The organism is Cupriavidus sp. 01T418 (genome assembly GCF_056398885.1).
This window is the reverse complement of record NZ_JBFTQG010000043.1, coordinates 1-16228: the sequence shown is the minus strand read 5'-3', so window position 1 is coordinate 16228 and position 16228 is coordinate 1. Positions and strand designations below refer to the sequence as shown.

Annotated in this window: 17 protein-coding genes, 1 tRNA gene and 1 riboswitch; of the genes, 8 read left to right on the top strand and 10 right to left on the bottom strand. The window is 64.6% G+C overall.

Annotation, left to right across the window (positions count from 1 at the left end):
* The first annotated feature begins 42 nt into the window (after positions 1-42).
* Together AC1DQ3_RS28845 and AC1DQ3_RS28840 are read left to right on the top strand one after the other, a co-directional pair.
* The gene (locus AC1DQ3_RS28845; protein ID WP_477123565.1) at positions 43-1191 is read left to right on the top strand and encodes an AI-2E family transporter; all 1149 of its coding nucleotides are present in this window, start codon (positions 43-45) and stop codon (positions 1189-1191) included.
* A 3-nt stretch (positions 1192-1194) separates the two neighbouring features.
* Positions 1195-3090, top strand: a complete 1896-nt coding sequence (locus AC1DQ3_RS28840) for a S9 family peptidase (protein ID WP_477123564.1) — start codon at positions 1195-1197, stop codon at positions 3088-3090.
* A gap of 93 nt (positions 3091-3183) precedes the next feature.
* Here the strand turns inward: AC1DQ3_RS28840 and AC1DQ3_RS28835 are convergent.
* From AC1DQ3_RS28835 to ybgC, 10 genes are all read right to left on the bottom strand, one after another.
* Positions 3184-3259, bottom strand: a tRNA-Lys gene (locus tag AC1DQ3_RS28835).
* Positions 3260-3330: 71 nt separating this feature from the next.
* On the bottom strand, positions 3331-4446 hold the full coding sequence (locus AC1DQ3_RS28830) for a YeeE/YedE family protein (RefSeq protein ID WP_477123563.1): 1116 nt from the start codon (positions 4444-4446) through the stop codon (positions 3331-3333).
* Positions 4447-4542: 96 nt separating this feature from the next.
* Complete coding sequence (gene queC / locus AC1DQ3_RS28825) at positions 4543-5226, bottom strand: 7-cyano-7-deazaguanine synthase QueC (protein WP_477123562.1); 684 nt, start codon at positions 5224-5226, stop codon at positions 4543-4545.
* A 139-nt stretch (positions 5227-5365) separates the two neighbouring features.
* Complete coding sequence (gene ybgF, locus AC1DQ3_RS28820) at positions 5366-6124, bottom strand: tol-pal system protein YbgF (protein WP_477123561.1); 759 nt, start codon at positions 6122-6124, stop codon at positions 5366-5368.
* A gap of 18 nt (positions 6125-6142) precedes the next feature.
* Positions 6143-6652 carry a peptidoglycan-associated lipoprotein Pal gene (pal, locus tag AC1DQ3_RS28815; RefSeq protein WP_477123560.1) on the bottom strand — a complete coding sequence of 170 codons (510 nt, stop codon included), beginning with the start codon at positions 6650-6652 and terminating at the stop codon, positions 6143-6145.
* A gap of 17 nt (positions 6653-6669) precedes the next feature.
* On the bottom strand, positions 6670-7998 hold the full coding sequence (tolB, locus tag AC1DQ3_RS28810; protein WP_477123559.1) for a Tol-Pal system beta propeller repeat protein TolB: 1329 nt from the start codon (positions 7996-7998) through the stop codon (positions 6670-6672).
* Positions 7999-8235: 237 nt separating this feature from the next.
* On the bottom strand, positions 8236-9405 hold the full coding sequence (gene tolA / locus AC1DQ3_RS28805; protein WP_477123558.1) for a cell envelope integrity protein TolA: 1170 nt from the start codon (positions 9403-9405) through the stop codon (positions 8236-8238).
* A gap of 15 nt (positions 9406-9420) precedes the next feature.
* The gene (gene tolR, locus AC1DQ3_RS28800) at positions 9421-9858 is read right to left on the bottom strand and encodes a protein TolR (protein WP_477123557.1); all 438 of its coding nucleotides are present in this window, start codon (positions 9856-9858) and stop codon (positions 9421-9423) included.
* A 50-nt stretch (positions 9859-9908) separates the two neighbouring features.
* The gene (tolQ, locus tag AC1DQ3_RS28795) at positions 9909-10592 is read right to left on the bottom strand and encodes a protein TolQ (protein WP_477123556.1); all 684 of its coding nucleotides are present in this window, start codon (positions 10590-10592) and stop codon (positions 9909-9911) included.
* On the bottom strand, positions 10589-10993 hold the full coding sequence (gene ybgC / locus AC1DQ3_RS28790; RefSeq protein WP_477123555.1) for a tol-pal system-associated acyl-CoA thioesterase: 405 nt from the start codon (positions 10991-10993) through the stop codon (positions 10589-10591). Before ybgC ends, tolQ begins: the two co-directional genes overlap by 4 nt.
* 163 nt (positions 10994-11156) lie before the next feature.
* Positions 11157-11259, top strand: a riboswitch (ZMP/ZTP riboswitch).
* A 123-nt stretch (positions 11260-11382) separates the two neighbouring features.
* Between ybgC and glyA the strand changes: the two genes are divergently transcribed.
* The 6 genes from glyA (at position 11383) to AC1DQ3_RS28760 (ending at position 16051) form a co-directional block, all read left to right on the top strand.
* On the top strand, positions 11383-12630 hold the full coding sequence (glyA, locus tag AC1DQ3_RS28785) for a serine hydroxymethyltransferase (protein WP_477123554.1): 1248 nt from the start codon (positions 11383-11385) through the stop codon (positions 12628-12630).
* Positions 12631-12799: 169 nt separating this feature from the next.
* Positions 12800-13267: a transcriptional regulator NrdR gene (nrdR, locus tag AC1DQ3_RS28780; protein WP_477123553.1), complete on the top strand. Its 468-nt coding sequence runs from the start codon at positions 12800-12802 to the stop codon at positions 13265-13267.
* Between the two features lie 165 nt (positions 13268-13432).
* A complete protein-coding gene (locus AC1DQ3_RS28775; protein WP_477123552.1) occupies positions 13433-14107 on the top strand; it encodes a GspH/FimT family pseudopilin in 675 nt (224 codons plus the stop codon).
* 3 nt (positions 14108-14110) lie between these two features.
* The gene (gene pilV, locus AC1DQ3_RS28770) at positions 14111-14668 is read left to right on the top strand and encodes a type IV pilus modification protein PilV (protein ID WP_477123551.1); all 558 of its coding nucleotides are present in this window, start codon (positions 14111-14113) and stop codon (positions 14666-14668) included.
* Complete coding sequence (locus AC1DQ3_RS28765; RefSeq protein WP_477123550.1) at positions 14665-15474, top strand: PilW family protein; 810 nt, start codon at positions 14665-14667, stop codon at positions 15472-15474. The genes pilV and AC1DQ3_RS28765 overlap by 4 nt, the downstream gene beginning before the upstream one ends.
* 10 nt (positions 15475-15484) lie before the next feature.
* Entirely contained in the window at positions 15485-16051 is a 567-nt protein-coding gene (locus AC1DQ3_RS28760) for a pilus assembly PilX family protein (RefSeq protein ID WP_477123549.1), read from the top strand.
* The last annotated feature ends 177 nt before the right edge of the window (positions 16052-16228 follow it).

Here is a 16228-nt window from a genome sequence, read left to right as displayed (position 1 = left end):
GCGCGCGGCGCACAGGCAACCTGATGCAGAGGTGAAAGCGCAATGACCCAACGCGCGGATATGCAACAGAAAGCGTTCTACCTGCTCCTGGCGGTAGTCTCGATCGCCTTTTGCCTTGTCCTCTGGCCCTTCTTTGGCGCGGTGTTCTGGGGCACCATCCTGGCCATCATCTTCACGCCGCTCAACAACTGGCTGACCCGCCGCATGGGCGGCCGGCGCAACCTGGCGTCGCTGGCCACGCTGACGCTGTGCATGCTGATCGTGGTGCTGCCGCTGATCTTCGTCACCGGCTCCCTGATACAGGAGGGCAGCACGGTCTACCAGCAGATCAGGTCGGGGCAGCTGAACTTCGGCGCCTTCTTCCAGAAGGCCGTGCACGCGCTGCCGCCTTCGGTGGGACGGGTGCTGGATCGCTTCGGGCTCACCGAACTCAGCGACCTGCAGCAGAAACTCACCAAAAGCGCCGCCCAGGCCAGCCAGATCATCGCCACGCAGGCGCTCAGCATCGGGCAGAACACCTTTCAGTTCATGGTCAGCTTCGGCGTGATGCTGTACCTGCTGTTCTTCCTGCTGCGCGATGGTCCGCAGATTTCGCGGCTGATCATGCGGGCCATCCCTTTGAGCGAGCCCCAAAAGCAACACCTGCTGCGCAAGTTCACCACCGTGGCCCGTGCTACCGTCAAAGGCAATATCGTGGTAGCCGCGGTGCAGGGCGCACTGGGCGGCCTGATCTTCTGGATACTCGGCATCCAGGGCGCGCTGCTCTGGGGCGTGCTGATGGCCTTCCTGTCGCTGCTGCCGGCCGTGGGCGCGGCCCTGGTCTGGGGACCGGTAGCGATCTATTTCCTGCTGACCGGCGCTATAGGCAACGGCTCGATCCTGATCGGCTTCTGCGTGCTGGTGATCGGCACGGTGGATAACGTGCTGCGCCCCATCCTGGTCGGCAAGGACACCCGCATGCCCGACTGGGTGGTGCTGATCTCCACGCTGGGCGGCATGGCGCTGTTCGGGATCAATGGCTTCGTCATCGGCCCGCTGATCGCCGCGCTGTTTATCGCCAGCTGGGACCTCTCCACCTCGACGCGCGATGAAATCGAGCGCCGGGAGGCCGCCCAGGACAAGGATCCAGCGCCGCCCGCGCCGGCACCGGGCGTAGCCGCCGTTGCCGGCCCCGAATCCACCAAGGAGTGAACATTGCGTCAAGACCAACAGACATCCGGTGCGCAGGCACCCGCGAAGGCAAAGCACTACAGCGTGCGTGAACTGTTCCGCAAGCCGGAGCGTTCCCAGTTCTCGATTTCGCCGGATGGCCGTCACCTGTCGTTTCTCGCCAGGCACGAGGGGCGCCAGAACATCTTCGTGCAAGCCATCGATGCTGACGGCAACCTGCTGGGCGAGGCCCGCCCGCTGACCCGCGAAACCGAGCGCGACCTGCCCTTTCACACCTGGAAAGGCAACGCGCACATCCTCTATGCGAAAGATTTTGGCGGCGACGAGAATTTCCACGTGCTGTCGGTGCCAATCGATGGCGGCGATCCGGTCGACCTGACGCCCTACCCGGGCGTGCGGGCGGAGATCGTCGACGACCTCGAGGACGACGAGCGGCATATCCTGCTGTCGCACAACAAGCGCGACCCGCAGGTGTTCGATGTGCTGCGCGTCGACGTGGTGACCGGCGAATCGGTGCAGATCGCCGAGAACCCCGGCAATGTGATGAGCTGGGGCACAGATCATGCGGGCCGCCTGCGCGTGGCGACCGCCAGCGACGGCGTGAATACCACCCTGCTCTATCGCGACGCCGAGGACCAGGCGTTCCGCCCGATCCTGACCACCGATTTCCGCGAGACGGTCGCGCCGCTGTTCTTCACCTTCGACAACAAGCAGCTGTATGTGCAATCGAACCGCGGCCGCGACAAGCTGGCCATCTTCGAATTCGATCCGCAGACGGCGCAGGAAGGCCGGCTGGTCTTCGAGCACGATGCAGTCGATGCCGGCGGCCTGAGCTACTCGCGCCACCGCCGCGTGCTGAGCGCCGCCTGGTACACCGACTGGAAGACGCACCGGCATTTCTTCGACGCGCACGCCGAGCAGATCCATGCCGAGCTGGAACGGCAGCTGCCGGGCTACGAGCACCACATCACCAGCCTCACGCGCGACGAAACCCGCATGATCGTCTCCGCGTCGAGCGACAAGACCGCGGGCACGCGCTACCTGTACGACAGCGGCACGCGCAAGCTGGTCACGCTTGGCAAGGTACTGCCGTGGCTCGATGAAGCCGATATGGCCGCCATGCAGCCGATCCAGTTCACCTCGCGCGACGGCCTGCGGATCCACGGCTACCTGACGCTGCCGGTCGCCGCCGCCGGAGAGGCCGCGCCCCGGGGCCTGCCGCTCGTGGTCAACCCCCACGGCGGCCCCTGGACGCGCGACGACTGGGGCTTCAACCCCGAGGTGCAACTGCTGGCGAACCGCGGCTACGCGGTGCTGCAGATCAACTTCCGCGGCTCGACCGGCTACGGCCGCAAGTTCTGGGAGGCGAGCTTCAAGCAGTGGGGCAAGACGATGCAGCACGATATCGACGACGGCGTCGACTGGCTCGTCGCGCAGGGCACCGTGGACCCGAAGCGCATCGCGATCTTTGGCGGCAGCTATGGCGGCTATGCGACGCTTGCCGGCGTCGCGTTCACGCCGGACCGCTACGCCGCGGCCATCGACTACGTCGGCGTGTCGAACCTGTTCACGCTGCTGGAGACCATCCCTGCGTACTGGACGCCGATGCTCGACATGCTGTACGAGATGATCGGCAACCCCAACGACGAAACCGACCGCCAGGCCATGCACGATGCCTCGCCGGTGTTCTTCGCGGACCGGATCCGCACGCCGCTGCTGGTTGCGCAAGGCGCCAACGATCCGCGCGTCAAGCAGGCCGAGAGCGACCAGATTGTCGAGGCACTGCGCGCGCGCGGTGTGGATGTGGAGTACCTGCTCAAGGAAAACGAGGGCCACGGCTTCCACAACGAGGAAAACCGCTTCGACTTCTACGAGGCGATGGAAGCGTTTCTTGCCAGGCATCTGGCAATGCAGGGCTGATCGCTGCTGGATTGTTCCCTGCCGGCTGTTTTTCTGACCAGGTCACCAAAACAAAAAGGCGTAGCGGTCGCCCGCTACGCCTTTTCGCAATGCTGGTGGGTCGTGCGTGACTCGAACACGCGACCAACGGATTAAAAGTCCGCTGCTCTACCGACTGAGCTAACGACCCGGAAAAACTGAAGCCGCGATTATAGGAAGATCTTGGCCGCAAAGTCAACCTTAACCCGCCGGAAGTTCGTGCTAGATCATGCGCTCAAGCCGCCATATCTGATAGCGGAAGCCCAGCAACGAGCCGGCCAGGATGCCGGCCAGCGCGATAAATGAGCCGATCGCCAGCGTGGATACGCCTGACAGGCCCTGGCCGATGGTGCAGCCGAGGGCGGTCACGCCGCCCACGCCCATCAGGATGCCGCCCACCAGATGGTTGCCGACGTCCTCGGCACCGCCGAAGCCTTCCCAGCGGAAGGTGCGGGTCACCAGCGCATAGGCGGCGGCGCCGGCCACCACGCCAAGCACGCTGACGATGCCGATGGTCAGCACCTTGCTCTTGTCGCTGAACATCATCAGCCAGTCGAGCGTGTAGGCATACGGCGCGACGAAGCTCAGGCTCTCCATGCGGCCGCTGTTGGTGCCGACGAACAGTTCCTCGAGCGTGTTGGGATCTTCGGCCACATAGCCAAGGTGACCCGAGACGTACCACATCGCCACGATGATGAGCCCCACTGCCAGGCCGCCCAAGAGGTTATCGAAGGTACGGAAGCCGCGTCCCGCCAGCGCCCAGGTCACCAGCGCACCGCCCAGCACCAGCGCGATGCCGACTTGAAGCGTGCCGCGCGCCATGCCGCTGGCATGCGCCAGCACGGAGGGCAGGTCCTGGGTGGTGGGCAGCGTGAGCGCCACCGCATCGACCGTATTCACGCGGATCACGCCAAACAGGCCGCGCAGCGTCATGTAGGCGGACAGCCCGAGGAACATGAACACCACCAGCGATTTCAGGTTGCCCGCGCCGATGCGCACCAGCGTCTTGCTGCCGCAGCCCGAGGCCAGCACCATGCCGAAGCCGAACATCAGCCCGCCCACCAGGGCGGATAGCCAGCTGAGCTTGCTGGCGGCGTAGATGGTCTTGGTGGGATCGATGTAGCCGCCCGCGGCCAGCGCGGCGGTGCCGATCATGGCCACGCCGATGGCCAGCGCCCACATGCGCATGCGGCTCCAGTCGCCCATGTTGACGACGTCGGAAACCGCGCCCATGGTGCAGAAATGTGTCCGCTGGAGCACCACCCCAAACAGAAAGGTCAGGACGAAGGTACTCGCCAGGATGGTATGGCTGAGTGCGGCAATATCGATATCGGGCATGGGTGTCCGGCGGGGGAAACGGAACGGGTGAGTGCGGTGTCAAGGGCGAGCGCGCAACGCAACAAGCGAACAGGCGCGCGCTCGTTGCGGCCACCCTCAGGCGGTGTCCTGGTAACGGGTGGGATCGGGCACGCCGGCGGCCTCGAAACCCGCGCGGCGGATGCGGCAGGAATCGCAAACGCCACAGGCACGGCCGTCGTCGTCTGCCTTGTAGCACGACACCGTCATGCCGTAGTCCACCCCGAGCCTGACGCCGGCGCGGATGATCTCGCCCTTGGTCATGTCGATGATGGGCGCATGCACGCGGATGCGCTCGCCTTCCACGCCGGCCTTGGTGGCCAGGTTGGCGAGCGTCTCGTAGGCGGACACGTATTCGGGCCGGCAATCCGGATAGCCGGAGTAATCGACCGCGTTGGCGCCGAAGAACAGGTCGCGGCCGCCAACGGCCTCGGCCCAGCCCAGCGCCAGCGAGAGCATGATGGTATTGCGGGCCGGCACGTAGGTGATGGGAATCCCGCCGACCGCGCCGTCGGTGGGCACATCCAGGCTGTCGTCGGTCAGGGCCGAGCCGCCGAAGCGGCGCAGGTCGAGGTCGATGATTTCGTGGCGCACCGCGCCGAGGGCGGCGGCCACGCGCTTGGCGGCTTCCAGTTCCGAGGAGTGGCGCTGGCCATAGCGCATCGACAGCGCGTAGGTCTCGAAGCCCTGCGCGTTGGCCATGGCAAGGACGGTGGCGGAGTCGAGGCCGCCGGAAAGCAGGACGATAGCGCGTTTTTTCATGATGGCAGGGCGCRGCGCCTGGCGGCACCACGCAAAAATTCGAGGCGAATCGTGTATTTTAGCGCGCCCACGACAAAAGGCCCGCGCAAGCGGGCCTTCGTCTTTCAGTCTGCCACCGGCTCAGGTGCCGGCGCGGCGCTTACTTCAGCGTCTTGAGGCGATTGCTCGCTGCCTGCGCGCCCTCGGTACCGGGGTATTTGGCTACCACCTGCTCCAGGGTCCTGCGGGCCGCGGGCTTTTGCCCCGATTCGATCTGGTTGTTGGCGATGGCGATCAGCGCATCCGGCACCTTGGGGTGATCCGGATAGGCCTGCACCATGTTCTGCAGCACCGAGGTCGAACCGCGGTAATCCCGCTGCGCATACAGCGAGTTGCCTAGCCAGTACTGCGCCAGCGGGACATACGGGCTTTGCGGGTACTTCTTGATGAAGGCAGAGAAGACGCTGCCGGCGCCCTTGAAGTCCCCGGTCTGGAACTGCTTGAGCGCGGCATCGTACTCCGTCTTCTCGCCGGGCTGCGACAGCCCTTCCCGGCCATCCACGGTAACCTGCTGCGGCTCGAACTTCTTCAGGCGCGCATCGAGGTCGGCGTAGTAGTCCTTCTGCTGCTTCTGCAGCGTGGTCACCTCATTCTGCAGCATCTCGTTCTGGCCGCGCAGCCGCGCCACTTCCTGGCGCAGRCCCTCGAGCTGGTTCTGCATCTCGAGCTGCGCGCGGCTGTTCTGGTCGATGCGCTGCGACGCCGTTGCCTGGAATCCGTTGAACTGGTCCCGCATGTTCACGATGGCTTTGCGCGCCTCGTCATCGTCGAACACGCCGGCCCGCGCCTGTGCCAACGGCAGCAGGCTGGCGCAAGACATCGCGGTGAGCAACACCAATTTGGAGACGCGTGCTTTCATGGGGTGACTATCCGCAGATTAGTACGTGATATCCGCGCGGCGGTTTTCCGCCCACGAGGCTTCGTCGTGGCCGGTCGCCTTGGGCTTTTCCTTGCCCAGGCTGACGGCTTCCATCTGGCTTTCCGGCACGCCCAGCGAGGACATGGAGCGGCGTACAGCCTCGGCACGCTTCTGGCCCAGTGCCAGGTTGTACTCGCTGGTACCGCGCTCGTCGGTGTTGCCCTGGATCAGGATGCGGCGGCCCTTGTTGCCGCCCAGATACTTGGCGTGCTCCGACAGCATGCCCTGATAGTCGGGCTTGACGCTGTAGCTGTCGAAGTCGAAGTACACGCTGCGCTTGGCCAGCGGGCTGTTCGGATCGTTCAGCGGATCGCGCGAGACGTCGACCGGCGCCACGTTGCGAGCGTCGGCCGAAGGCGTACCCCCCTTGGTACCGGCGCCGGTGTTGTCCAGCTTGACGCCGGAGCTGCAAGCGCCGAGGGTCAGCAGGGCGGCAACGGCAAGGGTTTTGATCATCGTTTGGGTCATGGCTAGGAACTCCTCGTTTATTGCATGAATGGGCCCCAGGACGGCTCGCGAACCTCGCCGGACTGGAGCGACAAAACCTGCCGGGTACGCCCGTCAGTGGACACTGCCGCCAGCACCGCGCGACCTCCCACCCGGGTGGCATAAAGAATGTACTTGCCGTTGGCGGCGAAGCTGGGTGCCTCGTCGTTCGCGGTGTCGGTCAGCGAGGTGACATCGCCGTTGCCGAGGTCCATCAACTGCAGCTTGAAGCCACCGCTGCGGGTGATATAGGCCAGCTGCTTGCCGTCCGGGGAAATGCGCGGGCTCACGTTGTAGCTGCCCTTGAAGGTCACGCGCTGGGCTGCACCGCCCTCTTCCCCGCTGGCCGGCATGCGGTAGATCTGCGGCGCGCCGCCGCGATCGCTGGTGAAGTAGATGTTGTGGCCGTCCGGCGCATATTGCGGCTCGGTATCGATGGCGCTGCTGCGCGTGAGGCGCTTGAGACCGGAGCCATCGGCGTTGACCTGATAGATCTGGGTATTGCCGTCGCGCGACAGTGCCACCGCCAGGCGTTGGCCGTCGGGCGACCAGGAGGGCGCGCTGTTGTTGCCCTTCTGGTTGGACACAAGCGTGCGACGGCCGGTCGCCAGGTCATGCACGTAGACCACGGGCTTCCTGGCCTCGAAGGACACGTAGGCAACCTTGGTGCCGTCGGGCGACCACGAAGGCGAGATGATGGGCTCGTTGCTGGTCAGCGCGACCTGCGAGTTCTGGCCGTCGGAGTCCGAGATCAGCAACTGGAAGCGTCCGCCCACGCGCGAGACATAGGACAGGCGGGTGGCAAACACGCCACGCTCGCCCAGCAGCTTCTCGAAGATGTAGTCGGCGATCTTGTGGCCGGTGACGCGCAGCTGGTTAGCCCCAACCGTGAAAGCCAGGCCGCCAAGGCTCTGACCCTTGACGGTGTCGTAGAGGCGGAAGCGCACGTCGTACTGGCCGTTGCCGGTGGGCGTCACGCTGCCGGCCACGAAGGCGTCGGCGCCGCGCGATTTCCAGCTGCCGAGGTCGGCATTGGCGGACTCGGCCACGGTGGCGCCGGCCGGATCGACATTGCGAAAGCGCCCGCTGCGCTGCAGGTCGCTGCGGATGATGGCGGTGATATTTTGCGGAGCCTGTGCTTCGCCCTGGAAGTTGGCGGTGGCGATCGGGAACTGGCTCGCGCCCACGCCGGTGATTTCAACGTTCAGTTGCGCCTGTGCGCTGCCGGCCGAACAGGCCAGCGCCACTGCCAGCCAGGCAAGCACGGCGTGCGCGCGGATGTTGTGGCGCCGTGCGGCTAGCCAAAGGGGGGCCCAAAGCTTTCGCATGCTGCTCCTCAGTCGAGATCAATATTCATCGAGCGCGGCCGGCAAACTGGAGCCGTGGTACGGGCAGGCATACGGAAGGCATGTCGCATGCCCGTATCGCGTGCACCAGGCACATTTGCCGGCTGCGTCAGGCAACCTGTCATCCTAGCCCTGGGACTACCGTGGATCGACGTAGGTTGCAATCTGTTGCATTTTGTCATTTTCCGCGTCATCGCCGTCACCCGTATCCCGTCGCCCTTAGCCCTTCGGCGTGAAAGTGATAGTGAAGCTGGCCGGCGCCTTGCCATTCTCGTCGCGGGGCAGCGGGTCCGAGCGCTCGACGGCGCGCAACACCGCGTTGTCCCAGGCGGCATTGCCGCTGGACCTGGCCAGCCGGGAGGACATCAGGGAGCCATCCGGCGCGAGTTGGACCGACACCACTGCGGCCGGATTGCCAGGCACGTCTTCGGTGAACACGATATTCGGCTTGACGCGGCGCCGCACGCGATCCGGGTAGCCGGGCGATGCCTTGCCGCCCGAGCCAGCACCGCTGCCTGCGCTGCTGCCGACCCCGCCAGCGCCACCGGCAGCGCCCGAACCACCGGCCAGGGCCTGCAGGCGTGCCAGTTCGCTGTGGTGCTGGGCACTGGCCGCGGCGTCGCGCCTGGCCTTGGCATCGGCATCCGCCCTGGCTTTGGCGTTGGCGGCAGCCTTGGCTTCGGCGTTGGCTTTGGTGGTGGCTGCGGCCTTGGCTTCGGCGTTGGCTTTGGCGGTGGCTGCCGCCTTGGCCTCGGCGTTGGCCTTCGCCTTTGCTTCCGCCTCGGCCCGCGCCTTGGCATCGGCCTCGGCACGGGCCTTGGCATCGGCGTCCCTGCGCTCGCGCTCGGCCTGTTCCTTGCGCTGCTGCTCGTGCTGGATGGCGGCCTGCTTGCGCGCGTCTTCCTTGCGCTGGGCTTCCTTCTTGAGTTCGTCCTTCTTCTGCTCTTCGCGGCGCAGGTCTTCCTTGTGCTGGGCTTCCTTGCGAGCCGCCTCTTGCCGCTCGGCTTCCTGGCGCGCGCGCAGGTCGGCCTGCTTGCGTGCCTCCTCGCGGGCAGCGGCCTCGGCCTGGCGGCGCTTCTGCTGCTGCAGGGCAATCTCGGCGTCTTCCTCGGCACGGGACTTCACCGCGGGCGCGGGCGGCGCCGGGCGCGATTGCACCACCGGCTCGGGGGCGGGCGCGGGCCGCGCAGCGGGAGGCGGCGTCGGCGCGATGGTGGCGGGGATCTCGTCCCAAAGCTCGGCTTCGGCGCCGACGGGCGTGCTGCTCTGCCAGTGCACGCCGAAATACAGCACGATGCCCAGCAGCAGATGCATGAAAACCGCGAGCAGGAAGGAACGCAGGGTTCCCCGCTCCGGGGCCGGCTGATAAGGATAGGCGGCGGTCTTCATGACGGGCGGCGGCGCTTACTTGGGCTTGACCATCAGGCCGACGCGCTTCACGCCGTCGGCCTTGAGCACCGACATCACGTCGAGCACGGCCTCGTACCTGACCGAGCGGTCGGCGGCGATCACCACCGGCTGGTCGGGATTCTCGTTCTGGCGCTGGTGCACGAAATCGATCAGGCCCTGCTTGTCGAGCTTGCGCTCGAAGGCATTGCCGGCATTATCCTTGCCGCGCGCGGTCAGCCCGCCATCCTCGTGCACGGTCACCACAATGGGCGGCGCCTTCTGCTGCTGCGCGGCATTGGCCACGCTCGGCAGGTCGACCACGGCAGGGTTCACGATCGGTGCCGCCACCATGAAGATGACTAGTAACACCAGCATCACGTCGATGTAAGGCACGACGTTGATGTCGGCGCTGGCCCGGCGGCGCGAGCCGCCGCGGCGCTGTATCGCTGCCATTGCAGGGTTCTCCTTGACCGATGACGTTGGTGGTTTCGGCGCGCTACGCTTTAGCGGGTCTGCCGTTGCAGGATATTCAGGAATTCTTCCATGAAGCTCTCGAAGCGGATCGCCAGGCGATCCACCTCGGTAGCGTAGCGGTTGTACGCGATCACGGCGGGAATCGCGGCAAACAGGCCGATGGCGGTGGCGACCAGCGCCTCGGCAATGCCCGGGGCAACCGCGGCAAGCGTCGCTTGCTGCACGTTGGACAAACCACGGAAGGCGTTCATGATCCCCCACACCGTGCCGAACAAGCCGATATACGGGCTGACCGAGCCCACCGAAGCCAGGAACGGGAGGTGCGATTCCATCACATCCATCTCGCGCTGGTAGGCCGCGCGCATGGCGCGCCGCGCCGCGTCAAGCAGTGCGCCGGCTTCGTTGCTGCGTTCACGCGCCTTCAGGTATTCGCCCATGCCGGACTCGAAGATCCGTTCCAGCGCGCCCGTGCTGTGGCGGTTGTTGGCCGCACTCTGGTACAGGGCCTGCAGGTCGCCGCCGGCCCAGAAGTCGCGCTCGAAGCCCTCGGTCTGGGTGCGCGCCGAGCGCAGCGAGAAATGCTTGCGGAAGATATAAGTCCACGAGAACAGGGACATCACCAGCAGCAGGGCCATGACGGCCTGCGCCAGCACACTGGCGTGCAGCACCAGCGAAATAATCGACAGGTCTTGCGTGACGGTCACGGGATTCATCGAGCGGTCTTGATGGTTGCTAGGACGGGAGCGGGAATGGGCGCCGGGCGAAACGTGCTGCGATCGACACATCCGACCCGGATGGCGCCGGTAGCCAGCAATTGCTCGCCACGCCAGGCTTCTTGGGCGAATTGGACAGACGCTGGGCCGACCCGTTCAATCCGGGTCCGGATCTCAAGCAAGTCATCCAGACGGGCGGGGGCATTGTAGTCCACCGCCGTGCTTCTGACGATGAAGACGACGCCGGCCTCGTCGGCCAGCGCTTGCTGTTCGACGCCAAGCGAGCGCAGCCACTCGGTCCGGGCACGCTCGAAGAATTTCAGGTAATTGGCGTAGAAGACTACGCCGCCCGCGTCGGTGTCTTCCCAGTACACCCGCAAGGCCCACACATTGTTGCTCATGGCCGCGATTGTAGCGGACTGCAGGCCAAACCCGGTGTTAACCCTTGCCTGACATTACAACAATTACATTGGCTGACAGACTAGCCGTTGACTTCCGGGTTAAAGCCCTGCCTCGACCGTCTTGCAGCAGGCCAGCGCCTCGCGTTAAACTGCCGCCAACCATTCCATCTTGCGCGACTGGCGAAGTCAGTGGGCACTACCACGAGGAAGCGCAAGTTTCTCTGGCGCGATGTATCAAGCGCCTGCCGCTCGCCTGGGCAGCGAATGGGAAGCAGGGTGCGCCCTGCGCCGGATCAGCCATGGCTGCCGGTGCCGGTCGCATGTGCCTTCCCCGCGCGCCCTACCCCGAAGCCGATTCGGATCCCCCTTTTTTCAGACGAGTTTTCGCCATGTTCGAACGCAGCCGCTATACGATCGACCAGATCGACCCCGAGCTTTTTGCCGCTATCCAGAAGGAAGACCGGCGCCAGGAAGAGCACATCGAACTGATCGCCTCGGAGAACTACACCTCGCCGGCCGTGATGGCCGCCCAGGGTTCGCAACTGACCAACAAGTACGCCGAGGGCTATCCCGGCAAGCGCTACTACGGTGGCTGCGAATACGTCGACGTGGTCGAGCAGTTGGCCATCGACCGCGTCAAGCAGCTGTTCGGCGCCGAAGCCGCCAACGTGCAGCCCAACTCTGGTTCGCAGGCCAACCAGGGCGTGTTCTTCGCCGCCCTGAAGCCGGGCGACACCATCATGGGCATGAGCCTGGCCGAAGGCGGCCACCTGACCCACGGCATGGCGCTCAACATGAGCGGCAAGTGGTTCAACGTGGTGAGCTACGGCCTGGACGCCAACGAAGACATCGACTACGACGCGCTGGAAAAGCTGGCCCATGAAAAGAAGCCCAAGCTGATCATCGCCGGCGCCTCGGCCTTCGCCCTGCGCATCGATTTCGAACGCATCGCCAAGGTTGCCAAGGCGGTCGGCGCGCTGTTCATGGTCGACATGGCCCACTACGCCGGCCTGATCGCCGCCGGCGAGTACCCCAACCCGGTGCCGCACGCCGACTTCGTCACCACCACCACCCACAAGAGCCTGCGCGGCCCGCGCGGTGGCGTGATCCTGATGAAGGCCGAGCACGAGAAGGCCATCAACTCGGCCATCTTCCCCGGCATCCAGGGCGGCCCGCTGATGCACGTGATCGCCGGCAAGGCGGTGGCGTTCAAGGAAGCCCTGTCGCCCGAATTCAAGACCTACCAGCAGCAAGTGGTCAAGAACGCCCGCGTGATGGCCGAAACCCTGATCGAGCGCGGCCTGCGCATCGTCTCCGGCCGCACCGAGAGCCACGTGATGCTGGTCGACCTGCGCGCCAAGAAGATCACCGGCAAGGAAGCCGAGAAGGTCCTGGGCGAGGCCCACATCACGGTCAACAAGAACGCCATCCCCAACGATCCGGAAAAGCCGTTCGTCACCTCGGGCATCCGCCTGGGCTCCCCGGCCATGACCACGCGCGGCTTCAAGGAAGAAGAAGCCCGCCTGGTGGCCAACCTGGTTGCCGACGTGCTGGAAAATCCGCACGACGAAGCCAGGATCGCCGCCGTGCGCGAGCAAGTGGCGGCCCTGACCAAGCGTTTCCCGGTCTACGGCTGATCGGCTGATCCCCCCTGCGCCACCCGCCCACGCGCGGGTGGCCCGGCAACCCGCCGCGGCGCGCGAGCGCCGCTGGCGAGCCTTGCCAACCCAGCCCGGCGCGACACAGAATGACAAGACGCTGCATGCGCAGCCCCGCGCCCCGGTTCAAACTTCGAGGTGGTCAGGCATGAAATGCCCCTTTTGCGCCCATTCCAATACCCAGGTCCTGGACACGCGCATGTCCGAGGAAGGCGATACCGTCCGCCGCCGCCGCCGCTGCGAATCCTGCGACCGCCGCTTCACCACCTATGAGCGGATCGAACTGTTCTTCCCCGCCATCGTCAAGAAAAACGGCTCCCGCGCGGACTACACCCGCGACAAGCTGAAGGACTCCATGCGCCTGGCGTTGCGCAAGCGCCCGGTCTCGGCCGAAGCGATTGACGCCGCCATCACCCGTATCGAAGAAAAACTACTGGCGCTGGGAGAGAAGGAAATCCCAAGCAGTCAGGTCGGGGAACTGGTCATGCGCGAGCTGCGCAGGCTCGACAAGATTGCTTATATCCGGTTTGCTTCGGTGTACCGGAGCTTCGAGGACGTGTCGGAATTCCGCGACATGCTGGATGAGTTTTCAACGTCCACCCCGCGAAAGGGGTAGCAAAAATTGCCAAAACGTAATTAAATTGATTTCGCCGACGTCCGGGGCTGATACTCCAACAAAATGAACAAGCCCGGTCAGAGCAAACAGAAAAAATAACGAAGCATTTTTCGGACGAGGGTCAGAATGGGTCAGTCTAGCTGCCGGGGGGCAGCCGGCTACGCCATGCTTGGCGCGCCGGCGGCGTTCGCGTGCACCGTCTGTGCACGCAGCACCAAGAGCAAGCTCACGCCCTCGGCCTGCCTCGGGCCGTGCTGCGTTGACCGGCAATTCCCACAAGTATCATCGTGCAAGATTGCCCGCTTCTCCGCTGAGCCTCCTCGCCTGACCTCTCGCATTGCCAGCATTCGGCCCGCACGCTTCGCGAATGGCCTTACCCTGATCGAACTATTGGTCACCCTGAGCATTTTGGGGATACTGGCCGCTGCCGCGATTCCCAACTTTTCCACGTTCCTGCAACGCTCCCGGCTGCGAACCGAATCGAGCGCACTGGTTGCCGATATTGAGCTGGCCCGCAGCGAAGCCGCCCGGCGCAACACGCGGGTAACAGTCTGCCCGACGTCCGACGGCTCCACCTGCACCAGCAACTGGAGCGACCGCCGCATTGTCTTTATCGATGCGACTAAAGAGCTGCTGCGCGTCAGCGACACGCCCAGCACGTACATCACATACACAGCCAGCGGCTTCGCCAACCCGGGCATCATCCGCTTCAATAGCTACGGTCCGCCGGACGCATTCGCAAACTGGAAGCTCTGCACCGCCGCCACCACTGTCAGCGGCACTGCCCTGTCGCTATCCGGTAGCGGGCGCCCCATTGTCCAATCCGTTGCCTGCCCCTGAACCATGGCACGCCGCGCACTTCACCTTCGCCGCCCGTCCCAGCCAGCCAGACGCCTGGCTGGCTTCACGCTGATCGAGGCCCTGATCGCGATCGTGATCATGTCGATCGGGGTGCTGGCACTGGCACGACTGCAGGCCCAGACCCTGGTCGACGGCAGAAGCGCCTCCATGCGCAACATTGCCACCATGCTGGCGTACAACCTTGCGGACCAGGTCAGGAGCAATGCAACCGCTCAAATCGCCGGATACTACAATCTTCCCGGCGCGACGCCAACGGCGGCGTGCTACAGCGCCGCGGGCTGCACCCCGCAGCAGATGGCGGCCACAAGCTACAAGGTCTGGCTCGACGAAGTGGGCTCTGCCCTGCCCGGCGGCTATGGCACCGTCTGCATCGACTCGACCCCCGGCGGTGGGACACCCGCGAATCCCCAGTGCGACAATGCGCCCGGCGCGCCCTACGTTGTCAAGATCTGGTGGCAGGACGATCTGACGCATAGCGGTACCACAAGCACTTCCGCTACTCCCCCGCTGTCCCTCTTCGTGACGACACTAGTGCCATGAACCCAACCCGGCCAGGCAGAGTGCGCGTTTCCGCTGGCTTCACGCTGGTCGAACTGATGGTCTCGATGATCATCAGCATGCTACTGATCATTGCTATCGCGTCGCTCTACCTCGGCCAGCTGAGGTCCTACGACACCCAGTCCGATTTGTCCCTGATTCAGGAGAGCGCGCGCGCCATCGGACAATTGCTTCAGCGCGATGCGCGCCAGGCAGGCTATACCGACTATGTCACCCTGAACCGCTTCGACGCCGCCACCAATATCATCGATGCGGTCAATGACCTGGGCACGAACAGCAGCGATACGCTGTCCTTTCGTTTCTACGGTTCGTCCACGCCGGGCGCGGCAACGGCCGACGGCTCGATTGTCGATTGCACGGGCACCGCGGCCCAGAATGGGACGCTGGTCTTTGAGACCTATTCCGTGGTGACAAACGTGACCACTGGCGAACCCTGGCTGCAGTGCAGCGTCAACGGCAATGCCGTGCCCCTGTTTCCAGGCGTGGAACAATTTCAGGTGTTGTTCGGAGAGGATACCGATGGTGACCTCTCCATAGACCGCTACGTCCCAGCGGGCGTGGCAAATATGGCGAACGTCAGGGTTGCCCAGATCTCGGTCGTGATACGTGGCACCAACCGTTCGAATGTGACAGCAGCCTCGGCAACCGTGAATCACTTCGGCACCGAATATGCGCCCGGCAACATCGCTCCCAACAATGATACCGGCAGCGTATCGGTGGTGCCTGCGGACGGTCGTCTGCGCAAGCACTTTACCTACTACGTGGCCTTGCGCAATCGATTGAACTGAGATCAGGCAGATGACGCTGCGAGCCTCGAAAGGTTGTAACGGGATGAAGCAGGCACCGGCATCCAGGCAGGCAGGTGCCTCGTTGGTAGTGGTGCTGCTCTTCCTCGTCATATTGACGCTGGTCGGCGTGTCATCCAGCCTGCTGAGCACCTCCGGCGAACGCATGGCCCGCAACTCGCGCGACCAGAATATCGCTTTGCAGGCTGCGGAGGCCGCGTTGCGCGATGCCCGGATAGATATCACCACGACGCGTGGCATCGCCGGTGCCACGGGTGCCACACCGACTTGCGACTACACCGGATTCAAGGGATTCTGCACGGCGGCCACAACAGGTCAGCCTGTATGGAACCAGTATATCGAGGACTCTGATCACTCCGTCATCCTGGGGGCGATCACCGGCGCGCCGCCCCTGAGTGGCGTAGCCGCGCAGCCGCACTACCTGATCGAACCGATCGCCGACAGCAGTCCTGGAAGTATCAAGGCCGGCCCGATTAACTATGTGTACCGCATTTCGGCGATCGGCTATGGTGCCAACCCCAACACCAAGGTTCTGATCCAGGAAGTTTTCCGACCCTAGAAACACTGCTGGCGCGCAGGTGCAATGTCCCGTGCGCCGGCCAGCAAATCGCAAGCGCACGACACTGAGACAGATATGCCAACTCGCACTCGTTCCAGACTGATCTCCGGATGCCAGATCCTCATGGTCATGCTGTCGCTGGCGCTGGCCGTGTTTTCGGCAAGTGCGGCACAGCTC